Raw genomic sequence first — 21,842 nt, forward strand, 5'->3', positions numbered from 1 at the left:
TGAGGGACAAATCGATATTGGTACTCAAGAAAATAATAAGTGAACAGTTTTCCCAATTGGTAAGGTAACACACTATCAATATGGTACTTTATATATTATTAAAAATAACACAAGCCAACTTCCTGCTGCTTGGGAACAAGTTTTCACCGCACAATAAATTGCACCAAATCAGTAATCATAGCAAGTATAGTTACTGGTGATTACCTACAATAACAGGTTCCAATATAGGCAATAACAGAAATAAAAAATAGTTATTATAAATAAAATCCCTTGAAGATTAATTCAAGGGATTTTTAATCACTGAATAAATTATTGCAATAAAGAGATATCAGCTACCTGTAAAAATAAATCACGCAGCTGACTTAGTAAGGTCAGACGATTGATCCTGACTATTTGATCACTATCCATCACCATTACATTATCAAAGAAAGCATCGATAACCTCACGCAGTGAAGCTAATTCAGTTAATGTGCTTTGATATTGTCCGTCAGCGAATAATGGTGCCAGTTTATCTTGTAAAACAACTAAATGAGCCGCTAAGATGACCTCTTCGGGCGCGTTTAATACTGTCGCGGCAACATTGTCATTCAATTTTTCATCTGACTTATTTAGAATATTGGCAACCCGTTTATTAGCCGCCGCCAGTGCTTCTGCCGCTGGCAAAGTCCGAAAATGGGTAACGGCTTTCACACGAGCATCAAAATCTGCCGGTTTAGTTGGGCGACGAGCTAAAACAGCCTGGATAGTATCAATGCGGTAACCTTGCTCTTGATACCAGGCACGAAAACGCCCCAGCATAAACTCAACAACATCATCGACAATATTTTTATTGGTTAGCTTATTATCATACAATTGGGCCGTCTGCTGTGTTAATGCTAATAAATCCAGATCGTAACCCTTTTCAACAATAATACGTAATACACCAAGCGCCGCGCGACGTAAGGCAAAGGGATCTTTATCGCCCTTAGGCGGTTGGCCAATACCAAAAATACCTACCAGAGTATCCATTTTATCGGCCAGCGCCAACGCAACCGCGATATGATTAGAAGGTAATTGATCACCAGCAAAACGGGGTTGATACTGCTCCTTGATTGCCACCGCCACATCTTCCGCTTCACCATCCCGACGGGCGTAATACATCCCCATAACACCTTGTGTGTCGGTAAACTCGAACACCATATTGGTCATCAAATCACATTTGGATAACAAACCGGCACGAGTAGCATGATTGACATCGGCACCAATTTTAGCTGCGATCCAGCCAGCTAACACTTCTAAACGATCGGTTTTATCACGCAATGTACCAAGCTCTTTTTGGAATAAAACTGTTTCCAGTCGGGGTAAATATTCTTCTAAACGCTTTTTACAATCGGTTTTAAAGAAAAATTCAGCATCTGCCAAACGTGGACGGATCACCTTTTCATTACCAGCAATGATTTGCTGTGGCTCAGAAGATTCAATATTGGCGACAAAAATAAAATTAGCCATCAAATTACCAACCTGATCATAAACCGGGAAGTATTTTTGATCGCCTTTCATGGTATGAACTAACGCTTCCGCTGGTACAGACAAAAATTTCTGCTCAAATTTTGCGGTTAATACCACCGGCCATTCAACCAATGATGTTACTTTTTCGAGTAAACTATCGGACAATTCAACAGTACCGCCTAATTGCTGCGCTACCTTATTCGCCTCATGCTTGATTAAGGACTTACGCTCTTCATAGTCAGCAATAACTTTACCACGTTCACGTAAGGTTGCAGGGTATTGTTCCGCTGAGTCAATAGTCAGTTCAGCTTCTCCCATAAATCGATGGCCACGGATCACGCGATCACTCTGAATACCCAATACTTCACCTTCAAGCAGCTGATCACCCAATAACATGATTAAGGTATGAACAGGCCGGACAAATTGTGTTGCCTTGTCTCCCCAGCGCATCAATTTTGGGATCGGTAACTGATTCAATGCACTCGCTACCATATCAACAAGCAACTCTTTTGCGGCACGGCCTTTATTGGTCGCACGATAAAATAACCACTCCCCTTTATCGGTGACCAAACGTTCTGCCTGCTCAACGGTGATGCCACAGCCACGAGCCCAACCTTCAGCGGCCTTCGTCGCTTTACCTGTCGCATCAAAAGCCTGACTAATTGCCGGGCCACGCTTCTCAACTTCACGATCAGCTTGATGTGCGGCCAAATCGGTTATTTTTAATGCTAAACGACGAGGAGAGGCATACCAAAGTACTTCACCATACTGTAGTTCAGCCTGTTCTAATTGATGTTTAAAATTTGCCGCAAATGATCCAGCTAATGAACGAAGAGACTTCGGCGGTAACTCTTCTGTGCCGATTTCCACCAGGAAAGTCTGTTGCATAATGACAGCCTCTTAGTTCTTATTTTTACAGATTGGAAAACCTAATGTTTCACGAGCAGCATAATAAGCTGCTGCAACCCCTTTAGTTAAGGTACGAATACGTAAAATATAACGTTGCCGTTCAGTGACTGAAATAGCTTTACGTGCATCCAATAAATTAAACGTATGGGCAGCTTTTAAAATACACTCATAAGCGGGTAAAGGCAGTGGAGTTTCTAGTGACAATAAATATTGTGCTTCTTTTTCATATTCTTCAAAACATTTGAAGAGAAAATCAACATTAGCATGTTCAAAATTATAAGCCGACTGCTCAACTTCATTTTGATGATAAATATCACCATAGGTTGTTTTGCCTAACGGGCCATCAGACCAGACTAGATAATACACACTATCAACCGCTTGAATATACATAGCCAAGCGCTCAAGGCCGTAGGTGATCTCGCCGGTAACCGGTTTACACTCCAATCCCCCAACTTGCTGAAAATAGGTAAACTGGGTGACTTCCATCCCATTTAGCCAAACCTCCCAACCAAGTCCCCAGGCTCCCAAAGTTGGATTTTCCCAGTTATCTTCAACAAAGCGGATATCATGAACAGTGGGATCTACCCCCAATGCTTTTAATGAGGCAAGATATAACTCTTGAATATTATCCGGTGAGGGCTTAATAATAACTTGAAATTGATAATAGTGCTGAAGACGATTAGGATTTTCACCATAACGTCCATCAGTTGGCCGACGAGATGGTTGCACATAAGCAGCAGCGATTGGCTCTGGGCCTAATACCCGCAAGCAAGTCATCGGATGGGACGTCCCTGCACCAACTTCCATATCCAATGGTTGAACAATAGTGCAGCCTTGACGCGCCCAGTAATCCTGTAATGTTAGGATCAATCCCTGAAAGGTTTTGGTATCAAACTTTTGCATGTTAGATTCGCGCGATAGATAGATTGTGATTTAAAAAAGTGATTCAGTATACCTTTTGGCGAACAGATATGCAGCACTAATTACACATTGATGTTGTTTTACATGAAAACAGCCTGATAAATCTTTAGTAATTTTAAGTTAGCTGATTGATTAGCCCCATCACTAGTTAATCATTAATATTGAAAATTAATCCAAAGGTTATCAGCAAAAAAGATATTTTCAATTTGGCTTACTGCAATACTTTTTCTGCCATATTCATATGACCGCGCAAGGTTATTTATAAAATAAAATTATGGTCTGCTGTAATTTCATTGCAATTTTAATAACAAAATTTGGCTCTAAATCATTAGTATTGATACTAATATAATAAAAATGGTCTTTACTACTATAAGATATGACGGTTTCACCAGGGAATACGTTGAAATTTCCCACAACATGCATAAAATTTGTATGATTGCCGGCAATATTATGACTGGCATTATTAAGACGTTAATTGATCAAGTTCATCATAACGTCCAAAACGAATAAACTATTTCACCATTTTTAAATGGTAAGCAAAGGTTATTATTCGTTATTGTAGAATGTAATATATTTTGACTTACTCCATAGGATCATAAAATTGTTTAGCATTTCTTATATCCTCATTCCCGCTTTTATTAGAATCAAACAGAGCCATTTCCTTATTGATAATATTGTAAAGTTTTTATTGAGATAATTTTTAATCATGAAAAACCGCTAATACATATCAACAAAATAATGTAATAAGATTGATATTAATATAAAAAATACTGTTTTTAAGTAAAAAATTAATTATATCAGTTGGTTAATTTGCAAATTACATCCAAATCACAGCTTTGCAATTTTTATACTTACTACATGTAATAATAAAAACCGCCAAAAGAGCCAATTATTATACTCAGACTGAGTCGTTAATTATTTAGTATTTCCTGGCATCTAAGGATGCCAAAAAATTAATGCTTATTTGGTTTTATTGCTAATAAATTCAGACTATGTCTTATTGTTATTAATACTCAATAATGGCTCGTTCAGCTTAACTAATTCATTTTTCAAAAAACACTCACTTTTAAATATTATCATAATAAGATATGATATTTACTCATTTATTTTCTATTAAGATAATTAACATAAATTTTTGATTTAACAAAATTTTTCTCATTAGCATAGAATAAAATATTGCAGTAAAACGATTCAATATGAAATAATCCGTTAAATTAAAGTTGCAAAAACAGATGTAATTCACATGAAAATATTACTTTTAATGCTGACATTATTAACTCTAACCAGCTGCACTTCACAGCCACAGTCAACATTGATTGAACTTGACAAAAAAATCGTGAGTTTAACCATTCAACCCTGTTAAACATTAGTCATATTCAGCAGCTCAAGGCGTCTTCTAATAGTAGCCAAAAATGGCAATATTCGACATTTTTTCCTACCACCGCTGAACAAGCATCTCCTGTTTATTATTATGCGCTCGCTAACGCCCATAAAATTATTATTTATACCGACAATGCCAATTTTTGGCTTACAGTTAAAAATAAACTGCAAGAACAAGGATCAATCGCAGTTATTAAATGGCAATTTAAAAAATGTTTTTAGCAAAACAGGCTCAAATTACGTTTATTAAAAACTAAAATAGCTAAAAATAAATTAAATAATCTTGATTAAAAATCATTGATTAATAATTCCTAAAATAATATATTTTTATAACTTTTTGTTAATCAAGTAAATTTATTAATTTCTTATATTAAGATATGTCTTCATGAAAAAAATAACTAACTAATTCAGGATTAACTTTAACACTCAAGTTACAAAAACAATTCTTTTTTAATAAAGAATAAAATAAAAATAATCATAATAAAAAGGCATTAATAGACTCGTTTAAATAATTTATTGCCAAATTTATACAACCTAGCATAAATTATAATTTTCCTCTTTTTTTAATTAATTAAAGTATCTATTTTTATCAATCAAAATGCATTGTCTATTTAATATTAGCGCCTATTTTGAAGAAAATTTATCGATATTATTGTCCTGGCAAGTAATAATAATACTGATTAAAATCCCTATCATCAATTTATTAATATCCGATAATAGACCGATACCTCACAATAGGAGTAATAAAAAAATGACACCACGACGTTGCCATTGGGTCACTAGCGATGAGGAATATATTGCCTATCATGATCAAGAGTGGGGAAAAGCAGAAAAAAATAGTCAGAAATTATTCGAAATACTTTTCCTTGAAGGTCAACAAGCCGGCCTCTCTTGGTATACTATTTTGAAAAAACGTGTTGGCTATCGTGACTGTTTCTACCATTTTAATCCAACTAAAATTGCCAAAATGACGCAACAAGATGTTGATCGTTTAATGCAAGAACCCCGTATTGTGAATAATCGCCTGAAAATTAATGCTATCATTACCAACGCTCAAGCTTACTTAGCCATGACCCAATCATGGTGAAGATTTTAGCCAATTCCTCTGGCAATTTGTCGATGGAAAAACACAAATCAACCATTAGCAACATCAGAGTGAAATACCTACTCATACCAATATTTCTGATCATCTTTCGGTAGCTTTAAAAAAACATGGCTTTAAATTTGTTGGTAGCACCATCTGTTACGCCTTTATGCAAGCAATCGGTATGGTAAATGACCATTTGAGCGATTGTATTTGTCGACAGAAAAAAGAACGAGTAATAAAAATATCATTATGATAAATTTATAATCAACAAAAATATAAAAGAATTATAATATCGTCTAACTAATTTGCTAATCCAGCCATTATTCTAGCGATAATAGCAGAATATTGTTGCCATTTATTTAATAGTCACTGCAAAGCTGATAAAGAAAAATATGATACATTCACAATTTGGTAAAAAATTTTCCAGTTCATCCAGTATCTCTCTGTTAATGAAAGATCTAAATGAAGGTTTGCGCAAACCTGACGTTATTATGCTCGGTGGCGGTAATCCAGCACACATTCCTGAAATGGATCAATATTTTCAGCAATTATTGATAGAAATGGCTAAAAATGGTCAGCTCAATGAAGCATTATCCAACTACGATGGCCCCCAAGGAAAAGATGCCTTACTGGAAGCATTAGCAAATACGTTAAATGAGCAAGTAGGCTGGAATATTAGTGCTAAAAATATTGCATTGACTAATGGTAGTTAGAGCGCCTTTTTTTTATCTATTTAATATCCTCGCAGGCTGTTGTGAACAAGGAATAAAACGTAAAGTTCTTTTCCCTTTAACACCAGAATATGTTGGTTATGCCGATACTGGACTTGATGATGATATTTTTGTTACTAATAAACCGCAAATTGACATCCTGCCTAATGGTCAATTTAAATATCGGATTAATTTTGAATCGTTAAAAATAACCGATGATAGCGGTGTAATTTGCGTTTCCAGACCCACCAACCCGACTGGAAATGTCATTAACGATGCAGAAATTATGCAATTAGATGCTTTAGCCAAACAGCATGCTATTCCGCTTTTGATTGACAGTGCTTATGGTATTCTCTTTCCAGGTATTATTTTTAATCAAGCAACACCTATCTGGAATGAAAATATTATTCTATCTATGAGCCTACCTGGCTGTCGCTGCTGCGGTATTATTATTGCCAATGAATCGATTATTAACGCGATCAGTAACCTGAATGGCATCATTAGCTTATCCCCAGGTAGTATAGGCCTAGCATTAATGTTAGCGATCCTTAAACGTAATGATCTACTGAAACTTTCACAAACAGTAATAAAACCTTTTTATCAACAACGCGTTACTGAAACAGTAAAAATTATTCGCCGTTATATACCAGAAAGTCGCTGCTTGATCCATAAACCAGAAGGCGCGATATTTCTATGGCTTTGGTTTAAAGATTTACCAATTGACAGTCAAACACTTTACACACGTCTTAAAAAACACGGTGTATTAATGGTGCCAGGCGATTATTTTTTCCCGGGGCTTAATGAACACTGGCCTCATTCGCATCAATGTATGCGAATGAACTATATTCTACCATTAGAAAAAATTGAACAAAGGATTGCGATTTTAGCTGATGAAATTGAAATTGCCTATCAATAGCATAAATTCAATAAACTTTATTAAATATATTAAGTAATAAAATTCTATATACATAAAAAAACCTCTTATCATATACAAGATAAGAGGTGATAAAATAATAACGAGGACTTTGAATTGTAAAGTTAACGGCATCATATTCAAACATATTGCTAATGAAATGATCTACATCCCGAGCTCTTTAACACCGCAATTATTACAACATATTAAGTATTCTTTTAATTAAGCAATAAAGCGATATTTTCACCACTATACCAAACTATTGCTTGTTAATTTAATGAAAACTATAAAACCTAATCACTTTACGAATAATCCAGCTATAACAATTGACAGAATAAAAGGTATTAAAGTTGACTATTGACTTGATACGGTTGCTATCTCATATTCAAACTTAGACAAAACTCTTTAAAAAAGAGATAAAAAGACTATTCGCGGAATACTTTATGCAGAAAAACTAAAATGTGCTCAATATTTATTATTACCCACTTGTTTACCCATTAATGAAATTACAACTACCGATGATTATCCTTTGCTAGCAGGTTGAACTAACTCCGCAGAAATAAAGAAATCGTTAATCAATAATTCTATTTAAACAAATTGCTCATTCCAGCAGTAAATAAGAATTTTATGCGACCAATTTTCCATTAATTGTGCCATATTTAGGACATATGACAGAAAATAATTGTTAAAAAATTTTATTTCTATTAATAGACTGGTATTTTTAACATTAATGTTTATCATTAAAATTCATACTCGCTTGGAGAAGCTAGGCTTATACCCTTAATGAAACGATTAATCCTCGTTATTTGTAGCATCAGTTTAAATATGATTGGCTGCCTTCTATTGTTATGTGGCTGTTCAAGTATTATGACCCATGTCGGCCCCCATCAAGGTTACTATTCAGGCACCAAAGCTGATACCCGAATACTGAAAGATAATGATACCGGCTGGGTGATAAAACCCCTTGCCATGATTGACTTACCTTTTTCTGTGCTGATAGACACTGTTTTACTACCCTATGATTATTTTCAAGCCGATAATATGGCATCGCAACCTTCACCAAAAGAACGCGTTCAAGATTGGGAAAATCATCAAACTACAAATACTAATCAAACCACCAGCAAATAAGCCACCTGAATAACATCATCTATCGTGTATTTTTTAATCAATTCAGCAATTAATTGTAGTAATGCTTTGATATTGTTTATAAATACATGATATCGATTATTATATTTAATAATCATAACTCAACTTTAGTTTATTAAATTGATTATATTAAAAAAATATCATTATCTTACTGTCAATTTTTCTGCTTATTTTCAGAATTCATTTAATATATAAATTATGCCTACCATATAAATATAATCTTTTTAATTTTATTAAAATTAGAGAAATAAAGTATGAAAAAAACATTATTAGTTTTATTAACCACTGAGTTAATCCCTTCAACGTTGTTTGCAAATGAAAGCAAATCTGGTATGTACATGACAGGTAAAATGGGGGCATCAATTCAGCAAATGTCAGGCCAATTTTTCCCAGCAGGATATATATTGGAAATTAATGGGGAAGAAGAATTTAACAAAAAAATAAAAGAAGATAACCATAGAACTGCAGTATTTGGTGCCGGTCTCGGTTTAGGCTATGACTTTTATGAAAAATTTGATATTCCAATCAGAACCGAACTGGAATTTATTAGCCGATCAAGCGCTGATGATAGTTACCAGGGGATGATCTAATTTTTGTTTTTCCTGGTAAAACTTTTGTTAAGAACCAAATAGCAGTAAATACATTCATGTTTAACACTTATTATGATTTTAAGAATTCATCTGATTTCACACCTTATCTTTCTGCCGGACTGAGTTATGTTTATATAAGTCAAAAAACATTTGTTGATGCTATGGTAAATGGAGGGGATAGACAGAGTTTATGGACTCGTTCTCATGCCACCAACAATTTTGCCTGGAGCGCTGGCGCTGGCATTAAATAAACAATTAATAAAGATTTTTCATTTGATTTTAGTTACAAATATCTGGATGCCGGCCAAGCTGAAGTATATAACAACCTTTCTGACACAGAATATAACTCAAAAACCAAGGTCAAAACCCATGATATTATGTTAAGCGCAACTTATCATTTTTGATATTAATAACGTTGGATGGTATTGGGGTATAACATAACACTATAATCTCTATAACAAATAAAGAAATTACCTGCTTTGATCAGCATCTGTATTTATTGGCAGAAACTCTCATTATATCAGCCAGCAGACTAAAAATTAAAAGCGGGATACCCCCAATCCAATACACTATTTTGCTATAAAACGAATTATTCATCCAGTAGTAAAATATTATTCAATTAAAACTTAAAATTACATTTATATAAATCAAACAATCCCAGTCGCCACAATAAAAATTTGCTGATAACTATTAATATTACGCAGATAAGCAGCATAGCTGTCATCCGGGGAAACAACAACCGCATCACCTAATGGCGGCAAATCACTGCAATCAGTCAAACGAATCAGTTTGCCGCAAGGAATTTCACATAACATCACGCTATATCACAAATAAACGCCACATACCGACCTTAGCTACCCCAACTAAGCGCAGACTGAAATATGCCCCATGCAGAGTCGCTAATTTGTTGCATTACCGCACTAACTGGAGAAACTAACCAAAACTGTACAATCCCCTTATCATCTTGCATTAAAAAATCAATTTTACTACCATCATGCGAAGATCGCAGCCAATGGTGCGGTTGATTAACCACCCCCGGGTATTTGCGTTCATGGGTATAGATTAAGCGACGTTATTTAATCCCTTTTGGTGGTAAGGGCATAGCGGTTTCCGTACCCTGTATTGGATTAACTCCTGCAATGACATAGTCTTCAGCCACCTCGGGCAAATCGACAATAAAAATTTCGGCCACTATTTTGCCATCTCGAGAACAGATATTACCTATAAATGCAATCGCCCAACGTTGCTTTTCACCATCTGCTCTCTCATATCCATTTCAACCTATCCAATCCTCTTCATAAGCACGGCTGATTTTATTACTACCTGGTGTTGGTACAGGCGTTGTTTCACTGATCACAACACAATAATAATGGCCATTATATTCACGATGATGTTTTTGCTGACCCGCAATGCCTACATCAATAACATGATAAGGAATTGCAATTGCAACATTGCGCAAATCAAGCACCGGATCACACTGATACATCACGTGATGATTATAGGTAAAACTCAGCCTGATATTATCTGAACTAAAAACATGGACATGCGTGCCTCCTCTCAATGCACCTGCTAAAAAAGGCGGCGTAATACACATGGCCTCAATATTTTTGCAACATTAGGGGCCATATCGTTGACAATCACACCTCGACGATGATGAAAATCATCATGCCAATTTTTATCGGGATTTTCCGGGCCATGAATAAAAGCATATCTGGGCGGATTTTCACTACTTACCGTAACAACACCAACATACGCGCCATTTTTCGCGACATAGATCTGTTTTTGTTGTTGCGTTTTAATATTAACTTTTTCTATCGTTAACCCAGTGAAAGAGGCACTATTTGTTGGCCGTATATCAAAAACTAGCCACTGGCTATCTGATGTCCATACGTTTATATTAGTCAATTGATGATTACGTTTATCCAAAGTAATCTGCTGTTCTTGGTAAAACATTTTATTATCCGCACTCTTTTTTATAGTGAACGATAAAAAATAATATCATTCTGTGAGCATGACAAAAATATTAGTCAATACTTTATTTTCATAATACAACTTTAAACCTTAAGGTTTATCGTATCTAAAAAATCATTATTTTACTTAGCATACTATATATCATTGGTATTACAGCTGAAGCTATGACGGGTGCTTTAGCCGCAGGTCGTCGTAAGATGGATGTTTTCGGTGTCATTATTATTGCATCAGCAACCGCAATTGGCGGCGGCTCTGTACGCGATATTTTATTAGGACACTATCCTCTTGGTTGGGTTAAACATCCTGAATATATTGTCATTGTTGCTTGTGCTGCAGTTATTACTATCTGGCTTGCGCCAATGATGAAACATTTACGACGTTTATTTTTAATTTTGGATGCGATTGGTCTTATTGTCTTTTCCATTATTGGCGCTCAAATAGCGCTCGATATGAATTACAGTTATATTATTGCCGCTATTGCAGCCATCGTCACGGGTGTTTTCGGTGGCGTGCTGCGCGATATGTTATGTAATACAATTCCGCTGGTTTTTCAAAAAGAGATATACGCTGGCATCTCCTTCGCTGCGGCATGGCTTTATATCGGATTAATACTACATACTCCACTACCTAAAGATATGGTTATTATCATCACCTTAATAACTGGTTTAACCGCACGTCTACTTGCCATTCGTTATCGATTAGGATTACCAGTATTCAATTATGAACATAATGATTAAGATCTCCATATATCTAATTAAATTAGTAACTTTTTACTTAAACTGACTATCATTGGTAAATCCATTTATATTAATTTGGCGCAAAATTTTTACCAGCTGTTTAACATCTTTATGCTCAATAAACTGCGCTAACTTTTTTTGTTGTGTACGAGATAAAATATCACTATTTATCTTTTTAGATGATAAATCATCCCAACAGGTTATTTTACTAAAAAACTTTTCTGGTAAAGGAACTCCTAGTCCTTTTAACCAATTAGAAAAAGGCCGTTTTTGAGCTGATAAAAATTGTTGATAAATAGCTTTTCCTTTAGTGGCGTTAAACATTGATACTTCATTGATTTGTTACAGGGTTAAAGTAGCCCAATCTATTAAATTGGTTATTTTTCAAGCTCTTATTAATGCTAACCAGCCTTTTTCATTAATCCCTTCCATCTTAAGCTGTTTTGCCAACCAAACTAAGCCAGCAACAAATTAGCTTTCGCATCTCATTGAGTAATAGAATCAGCTTAATGGGTGATAATTTTTTGTTCTGGTACGGACAGCATTTTCTGCTATTTAATTCACCAAACAATTTTGTCAAATTTCGGGATCCCATGACCAGATAATGATATTTGTATCGTGTCTCCAGGCAAAATCTTCATTCCTTGCCAATGGTTTAATGACCCCATACTAATTGCCGGATCTGTTTTCCATCAATTTCCTCGGGTAAAACAACAATGACAGGATTAATTTTTCCGGTTCTACCTATATTAAATTTAATGGTTTTAACTTGAGCAACCTTATGTGGTCTCGGATATTTCCAGGCAACAGACCAGTTATTTATACCCACTTGCCAATATTGGCCTAAAGTATAGGGGAGTTGTTTTAATACAATACCATCTGTTGCGAAAGGCATTGATTAACTGTAAATAATAGTGTTGCCATTGTGTAATTTGATCAACACTACTAACCAAATGAGAATATCGTTTCGTTAACGGAAAACCCTACTTTTCTAATTGTTCAAATTGTGTTTGTATGTTCGATGGCCCATCAGGCCAACACCAAATAAATATTCCGATTTGTTCCTCTTGCTGAACCAATAAATTCTTCCTCATTAACCAGCCGGCAACTTTATTGCGGGCATTGGTGCCACTCATAATGGCTTATTAGTGACCAGACTGATACCAAAACAGTTCACCTTGTAATATTAATTGAGATGCGGGATTTGGGATTTTCTTGGAAATTGCTAGCAGAAAATCAGCTTTTTGAGACCAATCAATCCCTTCTACACCATTACCCAGACTAATTAATCCAGCCAATTTACCCTTTCGATAAACCAATGTAACTGCCACACCATCGACTTTAGATTGTAACCAAACTTCATCATGACCCAATATCCATCTAGCGACTTCATCAACGGTTATCTTTTTTAAGCCAGTATGAACAACTGGATGAATTTTTCTTCCTTTAACGGGTAAATAAAGCGAATGAGTTTTATCTATCGGCTGATGACGACAATTTGACCAATGTTTCCATAACGCATAAATTTGATCGTAATTTTCATCATTAACCAAACTTTGGCCATTAATATAATATGCTTTATTCCATCTTTTTAATTTTGAATTAACTGCTTGAATTTCCCTAAGCAAAATTAATTCAGGCCAATCAGGGTATTGCATGCTTTACGCTATTGATGAGTTTATATTTAGCAAAATCAATAATAAAAAAAAAGCTTTGACAATAGTAGACTGAAATTAAAATAAAAGATCTCATAATAAAACAGCATCCATGCATAATTTTAATCATCTATTTATTTCATTCACGAAAAATACTTTCAATATACAATTCCCATTATTAGGAAGTCGTAAATAGAAAATAATTATGAAGATATTTATTAATCATTTTTTCTCAAAGCACTTCGCAAAAATGGTAATTATTTTCAAAAATAATTCAGATCTTTCATTAAAAATGTTACTAAAACTGTATGTTACTGATTGCATGTGTATACTATTAAAGAGCTTTTGTACTTTTTAAAAAATTTTTATTAATTAATTAGCCTATTAATCAAGAAATCATCATGATCCAAGGAACGTTATATATCGTGTCTGCCCCAAGTGGTGCAGGTAAATCGAGTCTTATTCAGGCTTTATTGAAAACTCAGCCTTTATATGACACACAAGTTTCTATTTCGCATACCACTAGAGCGATACGCCCTGGTGAAAAAAACGGTTTACATTACTATTTCATTACTGAAAGCAAATTTCAGCAAATGATTGAGCATAATGATTTTCTTGAATATGCCTACGTTTTCGGCAATTATTATGGAACTTCCCGGGCAGTTATCGAAGAAATTATTAATAGTGGTGTCGATGTATTTTTAGATATCGATTGGCAAGGCACACAGGGGATATTCGGCAAAAAATGCCTTCCGCTCGCACTATTTTTATCTTACCGCCTTCTAAAAATGAGTTACTACGCCGTTTACGCGGTCGCGGGCAAGATAGCGAAGAAACGATTAACCAGCGGATGGCACAAGCGGTCGCTGAAATAAAACATTATAACGAATATGATTACATTATTATTAATGATGATTTCAATACTGCATTGGGAGATTTACAATCTATTATTCGATCTGAGCGTCTACGTTTAGAACGTCAGATTCAGCGACATAATACTTTAATTAATAAATTATTGGCAGACTGAGTAAAGGTTCAGTATTATATCCGGTCATTTCTTTATCTTTGGAGTCATATTATGGCACGTGTAACAGTTCAAGATGCAGTAGAAAAAGTTGGTAATCGTTTCGACTTGGTTTTAGTGGCGGCCCGGCGTGCGCGTCAATTACAAATTAATGGTAAAAATCCTTTAGTTAAAGAAGAAAACGATAAGGTCACTGTTATTTCACTGCGCGAAATAGAATCAGGGTTGATTAATGCTCAAATTCTTGATGTCCGCGAACGTCAAGAACAGCAGGAACAAGAGGCGGCAGAAATGCAAGCAGTGTCCGTTATTGCTCAAGGTCGTCGTTAACTGAAAAGGTAGGCCTGCCTTGTACCTGTTTGAAAGCGTCAATCAAATCGTTCAGGACTATCTGCCAAAAGAGCATATATCGTTACTGAAACAAGCTTATCTTGTCGCCCGGGATGCACATGAAGGCCAAACCCGTTCAAGTGGTGAACCTTATATTACCCATCCAGTCTCGGTGGCATGCATTTTAGCGGAAATGCGTTTAGATTATGAAACATTAATGGCCGCATTATTACATGATATTATCGAGGATACCCCGACAACTTTTCAGGATATAAAACAGCTTTTTGGTAAAACCGTTGCTGGCCTGGTTGAAGGGGTATCAAAACTCGACAAACTCAACTTTCGTGATAAAAAAGAAGCTCAAGCAGAAAATTTTCGCAAAATGATTATGGCCATGGTGCAAGATATCCGTGTCATTTTAATCAAACTCGCCGATCGAACGCATAATATGCGTACTTTAGGTTCCCTTCGTGCTGATAAGCGCCGCCGGATCGCGAGAGAAACATTAGAAATTTATAGCCTGCTGGCACATCGTCTTGGTATTCATCATCTCAAAACTGAATTAGAAGAACTAGGCTTTGAAGCGCTCTATCCCAATCGCTACCGAGTTATTAAAGAGGTTGTGAAAGCCACTCGTGGTAACCGAAAAGAGATGATACAAAAAATCTTGGCCAAAATTGAAGGGCGATTATTGGAAGCCAAGATCCCTTGCCGAATATGTGGTCGAGAAAAACATCTCTATTCAATATATCGCAAAATGCACCTGAAAGAGCAACGCTTCCACTCAATTATGGATATTTATGCCTTTCGGATTATTGTTAAAGACGTTGATACATGTTATCGCGTTCTTGGACAGGTGCATAGTTTATATAATCCTCGGCCAGGGCGTGTGAAAGATTATATTGCGATTCCAAAAGCAAATGGCTATCAATCTTTACATACATCAATGATTGGCCCACATGGCGTACCTCTTGAAGTACAAATCCGTACCGAAGATATGGATCAAATGGCAGAAATGGGTGTCGCTGCTCACTGGGCATATAAAGAACAAGGCGAATCTAGCACAACAGCTCAAATTAGAGCACAACGCTGGATGCAAAGCCTATTAGAACTTCAACAAAGTGCAGGTAATTCTTTTGAATTCATTGAAAGTGTAAAATCAGATCTTTTTCCTGACGAAATCTATGTTTTTACCCCCGAAGGTAGAATTGTCGAATTGCCTACTGGCGCAACCCCGGTTGATTTCGCCTATGCTGTTCATACTGATATAGGTCATGCTTGTGTTGGAGCCCGCGTAGATCGCCAGCCCTATCCTTTGTCTCAATCGTTAAATACCGGGCAAACTATAGAAATTATTACGGCACCTGGCGCAAGGCCAAACGCAGCTTGGTTGAATTTCGTTGTTAGTTCCAAAGCCAGAGCAAAAATACGCCAATTACTTAAAAATCTTAAACGAGAAGATTCAATTAGTTTAGGCCGCCGCTTACTCAACCACGCTTTAGACAATGGCAACAAATTGGGCGATATTCCGCAAGAGAATATCAATAAAGAACTAGTAAGAATGAAACTTCACTCAATTGATGATTTGCTCGCTGAAGTTGGCCTTGACAATACCATGAGTGTCGTTGTAGCGCATAATTTGGTAGGTAATACTAGTATAAATAATGTTATCACAGATAATAGTGATAGCAGTAGTAAACTACCAATCAAAGGAGCAGAAGGGGTATTAATTACCTTTGCTAAATGTTGTCGCCCGATCCCCGTTGATCCGATTGTTGCTCATATTAGCCCTGGTAAAGGTTTGGTCATACACCATGAGTCTTGCCGTAATATTAGAGGCTATCAAAAAGAGCCTGAGAAATTTATGCAAGTAGAGTGGGATGAGGGCGTTAATAATAACTTCATTGCTGAAATTAAAGTCGATATGATCAATCACCAAGGGGCATTAGCTAATTTAACAGCAGCAATTAATAGTGCAAATTCTAGTATTCAAAGTATGAATATCGAAGAGAAAGATGGGCGTGTCTACTGCGCATTTATTCGCTTAACCGCTAAGGATCGTATTCAATTAGCTAATATTATTAAAAAAATCCGTATCATGTCTGATGTCTTACGCATCAGCCGTAACCGGAACTAAGTTATGAACTCAAAACGTTATGCTCGCATTCGTCAAGTGATCGCCATGCGCCAACCTGATCTAACGGTTTGTCTTGAAAATATCCATAAACCACATAATATTTCTGCCGTAATATCCGTACCGCTGATGCGGTTGGAATACCACAAATTCATGCAATTTGGTGCAAAAATAGTAGCAAAATTTTATCTGCAACAGCCGCCGGCAGTAATCATTGAGTACAAGTAAAGACTCATGCCACTATTAAAAATGCAATCTCTACCTGCAAAGCTGCGGGCATGCAAATCTTAGCCGCTCATCTTACCAACCAAGCGATCGATTTTCGTCAAATAGATTATACTCACCCTACCTGTATCATCTTGGGACAAGAGCGAACGGGTATTTCCAAACAAGCTCTGGCCACTGGCTGATCATAATATTCATATTCCGATGATGGGTATGGTACAGTCATTAAATGTCTCTGCAGCTTCTGCTTTAATTCTTTATGAAGCGCCACGGCAAAGACAAAATGCCAATATATATGACAGCCTTTTTAGTCAGCTATCAGAAGAAAAGCAACAAGCGTGGCTTTTTGAGGACGGTTATCCGGTATTAGCCGCCGTTTCAAAACATAAAAGACTCCCCCGACCACTAATTAACAAACATGGCAAAATTGTTGCCAGTGATGCGTGGTGGGCAGCTACGCAATCGTCTAAAGTACCAGGTAAAAAACACACTCTAGAGAACTAACCGTATGAGAGGGAAATTACTTGATGCTATTCCATTAACATCATTAAATGGTGTTGATGAAACGCAAGCAGAAAAGCTCAATAAAATGGGACTTCGTACTATCCAAGATCTCCTCTTTCACCTACCTTTGCGTTATGAAAATCAAACTCAGCTTTATGCGATTAATGAAGTTTAACCTGGAAGCTCTGTGATTGTAAGCGGCGAAATATTACAAACTAAAATCACATTTGGACGTAAGCGAATGATGACCAGCCACATTAGTGATAGCTCAGGAACATTAACCTTGCGGTTTTTGAACTTTTCCACCGCTATGAAAAATAGTCTGGCCGTCGGCAAATACGTTGTCGCTTATGGTGAAATCCGGCAGGGTAATTTAGGACCAGAAATTATTCATCCCGAATATAAAATAAAACCTAATGCCGATCATATTGAGTTACAAGATACATTAACACCCATTTATCCAGCAACTGAAGGGATACGTCAAATAACTCTACGCAAACTTATTGCTCAAGCACTAACGTTACTTGATACTTGTGCGATTAATGAGTTGATCCCGAGCCATTTAATCAAGAATTAATAAGTTTACCACAAGCTATTCAAACACTTCATCGCCCGCCGCCCGATATCCCTCTGGATCTACTGGAAAAGGGTAAGCATCAGGCGCAACGTAGATTAATATTTGAAGAGTTATTAGCCCATCAACTAAGTATGCTAACGGTTCGGAGTGAAACACAACAATTTTCCGCCCAGCCATTACCAGCAGAAGAAAAATTAAAACATCAACTACTGGCACGGTTACCTTATTCTCCAACCAAAGCCCAACAACGAGTTGTCAGTAAAATTGAAGCAGATCTGGCTAAAACAAGCCCTATTATGCGTTTAGTACAAGGCGATGTTGGTTCGGGTAAAACATTAGTGGCGCTTTTTGCCGCAATTCGTGCTATCGCGCATGGTAAACAAGCAGCACTCATGGCACCTACCAAGTTATTGGCAGAACAGTATGCCAATACTTTTCGCCAATGGCTAAAACCACTTGGTATCCAAGTAAGTTGGTTATCAGAAAAACAGAAAGGAAAATCCAGACTGATTCAACAAAAAGCGATTGCACAGGGCGAAGTCGCAATGATAATAGGTACTTATGCCATTTTTCAACAACAAATCGAATTAAACACCTTAGCATTAGTGATCATTGATGAACAACATCGCTTTGGTTTACATCAACGTATGGCGCTATGGGAAAAAGGTCAGCAACACAGCATTTATCTTCATCAACTAATCATGACAGCTACGCCGATCCCACGTACGCTCGCGATGACAGCTTATGCGGATTTGGATAATTTAATCATTGATGAACTACCTCCAGGCAGAACCCCTGTCACAACAGTTGCCATTCCTGATACCCGCCGCAATGAGGTTATTCAACGAGTAAAACAGGCCTGCCAGATAGAAAAGCGACAAGTTTATTGGGTATGTACATTAATTGATGACTCTGAAGTGCTTGAAGCACAAGCTGCTCAAACAACACAAAAAGAACTTACGCGCCTATTGCCTGAATTAAATATTAGTTTAGTTCATGGACGGATGAAATCGGTAGAAAAACAAAAAGTGATGGCAGATTTTACTGCCAATAAACTACAACTATTAGCCGCAACGACAGTTATCGAAGTAGGTGTCTATGTGCCAAACGCCAGTTTGATGATTATTGAAAATCCAGAGCGTTTAGGGCTTGCTCAGTTACATCAATTAAGAAGCCGGATTGGCAGTAGGAGCATTGTCTCACATTGTGTTTTACTATATAAAACCCCACTCACTTACGCGACTAAATTACGTTTACAGGTACTTAGAGATACCAATGATGGTTTTATCATTACACAAAAAGACTTGGAAATTCGTGGTCCAGGAGAGTTGTTAGGTACTCGTCAAACAGGAAATACAGAATTCAAAGTAGCTGATTTAATTCGCGATCAAAACCTATTGCCTGAAATCAGAAATATCGCTCAATATTTGCAACAACATTATCCCAATCATACCAATGCGCTGATTGAACGTTGGTTACCTGAACGTTCACAATATAGCAACGCTTGAGTTAATTAACGATTACCTGCTAAGACAAAAACCGCTAAATATCAGCGGCTCAGTTATATTAATTACATTCCTACTATCCGTTCATTATTGGCGTTGAAAAAATGGGCAGGCATAGATAAAATTTAATCACTAATGCATTAATAATATCGATAAAGAAAGCAACAACCATCAGTACCACAAAAAAAACAAATGAGAAGGACCAAACCTTTCTGTTACAGCTTGCATATTAGCAATTGCTGTCGGCGGTGCCCCCAAGCCAAAACCACAATGACCGGCTGCGAGGACTGCAGCATCATAATTTTTACCCATAACTGGAAAGGTAACAACAATAGCATAAAAACCCATCACAATCTCTTGTATTATCAAAATGATGAGCATTGGTATGGCTAACGAAGCAAGTTCCCACAGTTTTAAACTCATTAATGCCATCGCCAAAAAAAAGTGACAAACTAACATTACCTAAAACTGAAACTGCACGATCAAATACGCGGTAGAAACCAACCCATGATAAGCTATTACTTAAAATAACTCCGGTAAATAAAACACAAACAAAAGTAGGTAAAGTAAACTGATAACTGTCCAATAGCCATTGCGAAACCAATTTACCCACCACCATACAAATCGCAATCATGATTAATGTTTCTATTAACACTAAAGAACTTATTACTCGCCCTGTTTGTGGTTTTTCAAATGCCATAGGGGTTTCTTTATCATCCTCTGAATTTTGGATCACTACTGGTGTTTTCATATTACGAACCAAGAAGCGCGCTATCGAGCCGCCAATCAAGCCACCAAATACTAAACCAAATGTTGCACAAGCCATCGCAACTTCAGTTGCACTCCGAAAACCATAATATTCGGTAAAAATTTTACCCTAAGCACCATCGTTAGCATGGCCTCCAGACAACGTAATGGAACCCGCTAATAATCCCATCAATGGATCGAGACCCAATAACTTTGACAAAGCAATACCAACTGTATTTTGCACCCAAAGTAAGCCAACAACCACGAAGATAAAAATAAGTAGCGTTTTACCACCCGCGTTTAGACTCAGCAAATTAGCATTGAGGCCAATTGTGGCAAAAAAGGCTAACATCATGGGTTCTTGCAAAGATAAGTCAAAACTTACCCCCCAATCTAAAGTTGTTTTCAATAACAGAAGAACTATTGCAACTAGTAACCCACCGACAAAGGGCGCAGGAATAGTATATCTGTTTAGAATAGTAAGCGATTTTACAAGTTTACGTCCAAATAATAATACTAAGGTGGCAGCAACAAAAGTGCCATAGACATCAAGATGATACATTTACGTACCTTATTTTATTGTTAGTTTTTATGAAAGAACAAATAAGATGTTATAGAATGTTTTGTAAGAACACAAAAAGCAGGCTCATTGATTAAAGTTAATTTTTTATTTGAACACAAGTAAAAAACCCAAAAATTTGATAAGACTGATAGTTTTTAAGAGTATTTTGGCTTCTAATGCATAATGAAGTCGTTAAATAACATGCTGTTTTTTGTGGTAAGAAAACATCAACCCTCGAACAAACTCACAGATTGTTATATTTATGTTGAAAATTGACGAAGTATTTTATATTAAATTTATTCTATGAAATTTTGTGTTATGAGAAACACTAATCAAAATATTAAATAATTTTGATGAAAACTATATTTTAGTAAAAAATAAGATAAATAATGAAAAGAGATTATTTAAAGAAACCGACAATAACAAAAAATAATTAATAATAGAAAATTAACAGAAATCTGTTTAGATGAAAATATAATTAATACCGATAAAATTTCTTATTTAACAAGTAATAGTGTTTATAAATAAAAATCAGAGATAGCTTTCCTCTCAAACTAGACTTTCAATCAGATGCTTTAATTAACTTAATTAAATATTTAAAAAATAATGCCGCTAATTTAACAGACATAAAAAATAATGATGAGTATTTAAAATTAAAAAAGACAATCTATCTTCTGCAAGAAAGAGTAGCTAATGATAAAAGATTACTTTTCGTATTGAATAATAA

12 protein-coding genes and 7 pseudogenes are annotated in these 21,842 nt (G+C 36.1%); 11 read left to right on the plus strand and 8 right to left on the minus strand.

The genetic code is table 11. From position 1 onward, the window contains the following. Nucleotides 1-309: 309 nt before the first annotated feature. Both glyS and glyQ read right to left on the minus strand, forming a co-directional pair. Complete coding sequence (gene glyS / locus ARADI_RS07835; protein ID WP_119711705.1) at nucleotides 310-2,379, minus strand: glycine--tRNA ligase subunit beta; 2,070 nt, start codon at nucleotides 2,377-2,379, stop codon at nucleotides 310-312. Between the two features lie 9 nt (nucleotides 2,380-2,388). After that, nucleotides 2,389-3,300: a glycine--tRNA ligase subunit alpha gene (gene glyQ, locus ARADI_RS07840; protein WP_119711706.1), complete on the minus strand. Its 912-nt coding sequence runs from the start codon at nucleotides 3,298-3,300 to the stop codon at nucleotides 2,389-2,391. Nucleotides 3,301-5,449: 2,149 nt separating this feature from the next. Between glyQ and ARADI_RS07850 the strand changes: the two are divergent. The 5 genes and pseudogenes from ARADI_RS07850 to ARADI_RS17735 all read left to right on the plus strand — a co-directional run bounded on the left by ARADI_RS07850 (nucleotide 5,450) and on the right by ARADI_RS17735 (nucleotide 9,395). Continuing rightward, nucleotides 5,450-6,038, plus strand: a pseudogene (locus tag ARADI_RS07850) (DNA-3-methyladenine glycosylase I). Between the two features lie 139 nt (nucleotides 6,039-6,177). After that, nucleotides 6,178-7,411 (plus strand): annotated as a pseudogene (locus ARADI_RS07855) (valine--pyruvate transaminase). A gap of 822 nt (nucleotides 7,412-8,233) precedes the next feature. Continuing rightward, nucleotides 8,234-8,536: a YceK/YidQ family lipoprotein gene (locus tag ARADI_RS07860; RefSeq protein ID WP_255420677.1), complete on the plus strand. Its 303-nt coding sequence runs from the start codon at nucleotides 8,234-8,236 to the stop codon at nucleotides 8,534-8,536. 272 nt (nucleotides 8,537-8,808) lie between these two features. Then, the gene (locus tag ARADI_RS17730) at nucleotides 8,809-9,144 is read left to right on the plus strand and encodes a hypothetical protein (protein WP_238149271.1); all 336 of its coding nucleotides are present in this window, start codon (nucleotides 8,809-8,811) and stop codon (nucleotides 9,142-9,144) included. 56 nt (nucleotides 9,145-9,200) lie between these two features. Further along, nucleotides 9,201-9,395, plus strand: coding sequence for a hypothetical protein (locus ARADI_RS17735; RefSeq protein WP_238149272.1), 195 nt, complete (start codon nucleotides 9,201-9,203; stop codon nucleotides 9,393-9,395). A 396-nt stretch (nucleotides 9,396-9,791) separates the two neighbouring features. On the opposite strand, the pseudogene ARADI_RS07870 reads toward ARADI_RS17735, so the two are convergent. Beyond that, nucleotides 9,792-11,097 (minus strand): annotated as a pseudogene (locus tag ARADI_RS07870) (DUF3748 domain-containing protein). Between the two features lie 137 nt (nucleotides 11,098-11,234). Between ARADI_RS07870 and ARADI_RS07875 the strand changes: the two are divergent. Next, nucleotides 11,235-11,852 carry a trimeric intracellular cation channel family protein gene (locus ARADI_RS07875; protein ID WP_119711708.1) on the plus strand — a complete coding sequence of 206 codons (618 nt, stop codon included), beginning with the start codon at nucleotides 11,235-11,237 and terminating at the stop codon, nucleotides 11,850-11,852. Nucleotides 11,853-11,885: 33 nt separating this feature from the next. Here ARADI_RS07875 and ARADI_RS07880 read toward each other — a convergent pair whose 3' ends face one another. The 4 genes from ARADI_RS07880 to ARADI_RS07895 all read right to left on the minus strand — a co-directional run bounded on the left by ARADI_RS07880 (nucleotide 11,886) and on the right by ARADI_RS07895 (nucleotide 13,510). Then, on the minus strand, nucleotides 11,886-12,176 hold the full coding sequence (locus ARADI_RS07880; protein WP_119711709.1) for a hypothetical protein: 291 nt from the start codon (nucleotides 12,174-12,176) through the stop codon (nucleotides 11,886-11,888). Nucleotides 12,177-12,507: 331 nt separating this feature from the next. Further along, entirely contained in the window at nucleotides 12,508-12,747 is a 240-nt protein-coding gene (locus ARADI_RS07885) for a hypothetical protein (protein ID WP_119711710.1), read from the minus strand. Nucleotides 12,748-12,835: 88 nt separating this feature from the next. After that, nucleotides 12,836-12,988: a hypothetical protein gene (locus tag ARADI_RS07890; protein ID WP_182853155.1), complete on the minus strand. Its 153-nt coding sequence runs from the start codon at nucleotides 12,986-12,988 to the stop codon at nucleotides 12,836-12,838. 9 nt (nucleotides 12,989-12,997) lie between these two features. Further along, complete coding sequence (locus ARADI_RS07895; RefSeq protein WP_119711711.1) at nucleotides 12,998-13,510, minus strand: hypothetical protein; 513 nt, start codon at nucleotides 13,508-13,510, stop codon at nucleotides 12,998-13,000. Between the two features lie 398 nt (nucleotides 13,511-13,908). Here ARADI_RS07895 and gmk point away from each other — a divergent pair. The 5 genes and pseudogenes from gmk to recG all read left to right on the plus strand — a co-directional run bounded on the left by gmk (nucleotide 13,909) and on the right by recG (nucleotide 19,809). Further along, nucleotides 13,909-14,534 (plus strand): annotated as a pseudogene (gene gmk / locus ARADI_RS07900) (guanylate kinase). Nucleotides 14,535-14,585: 51 nt separating this feature from the next. Next, a complete protein-coding gene (rpoZ, locus tag ARADI_RS07905) occupies nucleotides 14,586-14,861 on the plus strand; it encodes a DNA-directed RNA polymerase subunit omega (protein ID WP_119711712.1) in 276 nt (91 codons plus the stop codon). A gap of 19 nt (nucleotides 14,862-14,880) precedes the next feature. After that, a complete protein-coding gene (gene spoT / locus ARADI_RS07910) occupies nucleotides 14,881-16,998 on the plus strand; it encodes a bifunctional GTP diphosphokinase/guanosine-3',5'-bis pyrophosphate 3'-pyrophosphohydrolase (RefSeq protein WP_119711713.1) in 2,118 nt (705 codons plus the stop codon). 3 nt (nucleotides 16,999-17,001) lie between these two features. After that, a pseudogene (trmH, locus tag ARADI_RS07915) lies at nucleotides 17,002-17,724 on the plus strand (tRNA (guanosine(18)-2'-O)-methyltransferase TrmH). 4 nt (nucleotides 17,725-17,728) lie between these two features. Then, nucleotides 17,729-19,809 (plus strand): annotated as a pseudogene (gene recG, locus ARADI_RS07920) (ATP-dependent DNA helicase RecG). Between the two features lie 73 nt (nucleotides 19,810-19,882). On the opposite strand, the pseudogene gltS reads toward recG, so the two are convergent. Further along, nucleotides 19,883-21,115 (minus strand): annotated as a pseudogene (gene gltS / locus ARADI_RS07925) (sodium/glutamate symporter). Nucleotides 21,116-21,842: the final 727 nt, after the last annotated feature.

Source organism: Arsenophonus endosymbiont of Aleurodicus floccissimus, from assembly GCF_900343025.1.
In the GTDB taxonomy this organism is placed as follows: domain Bacteria; phylum Pseudomonadota; class Gammaproteobacteria; order Enterobacterales; family Enterobacteriaceae; genus Arsenophonus.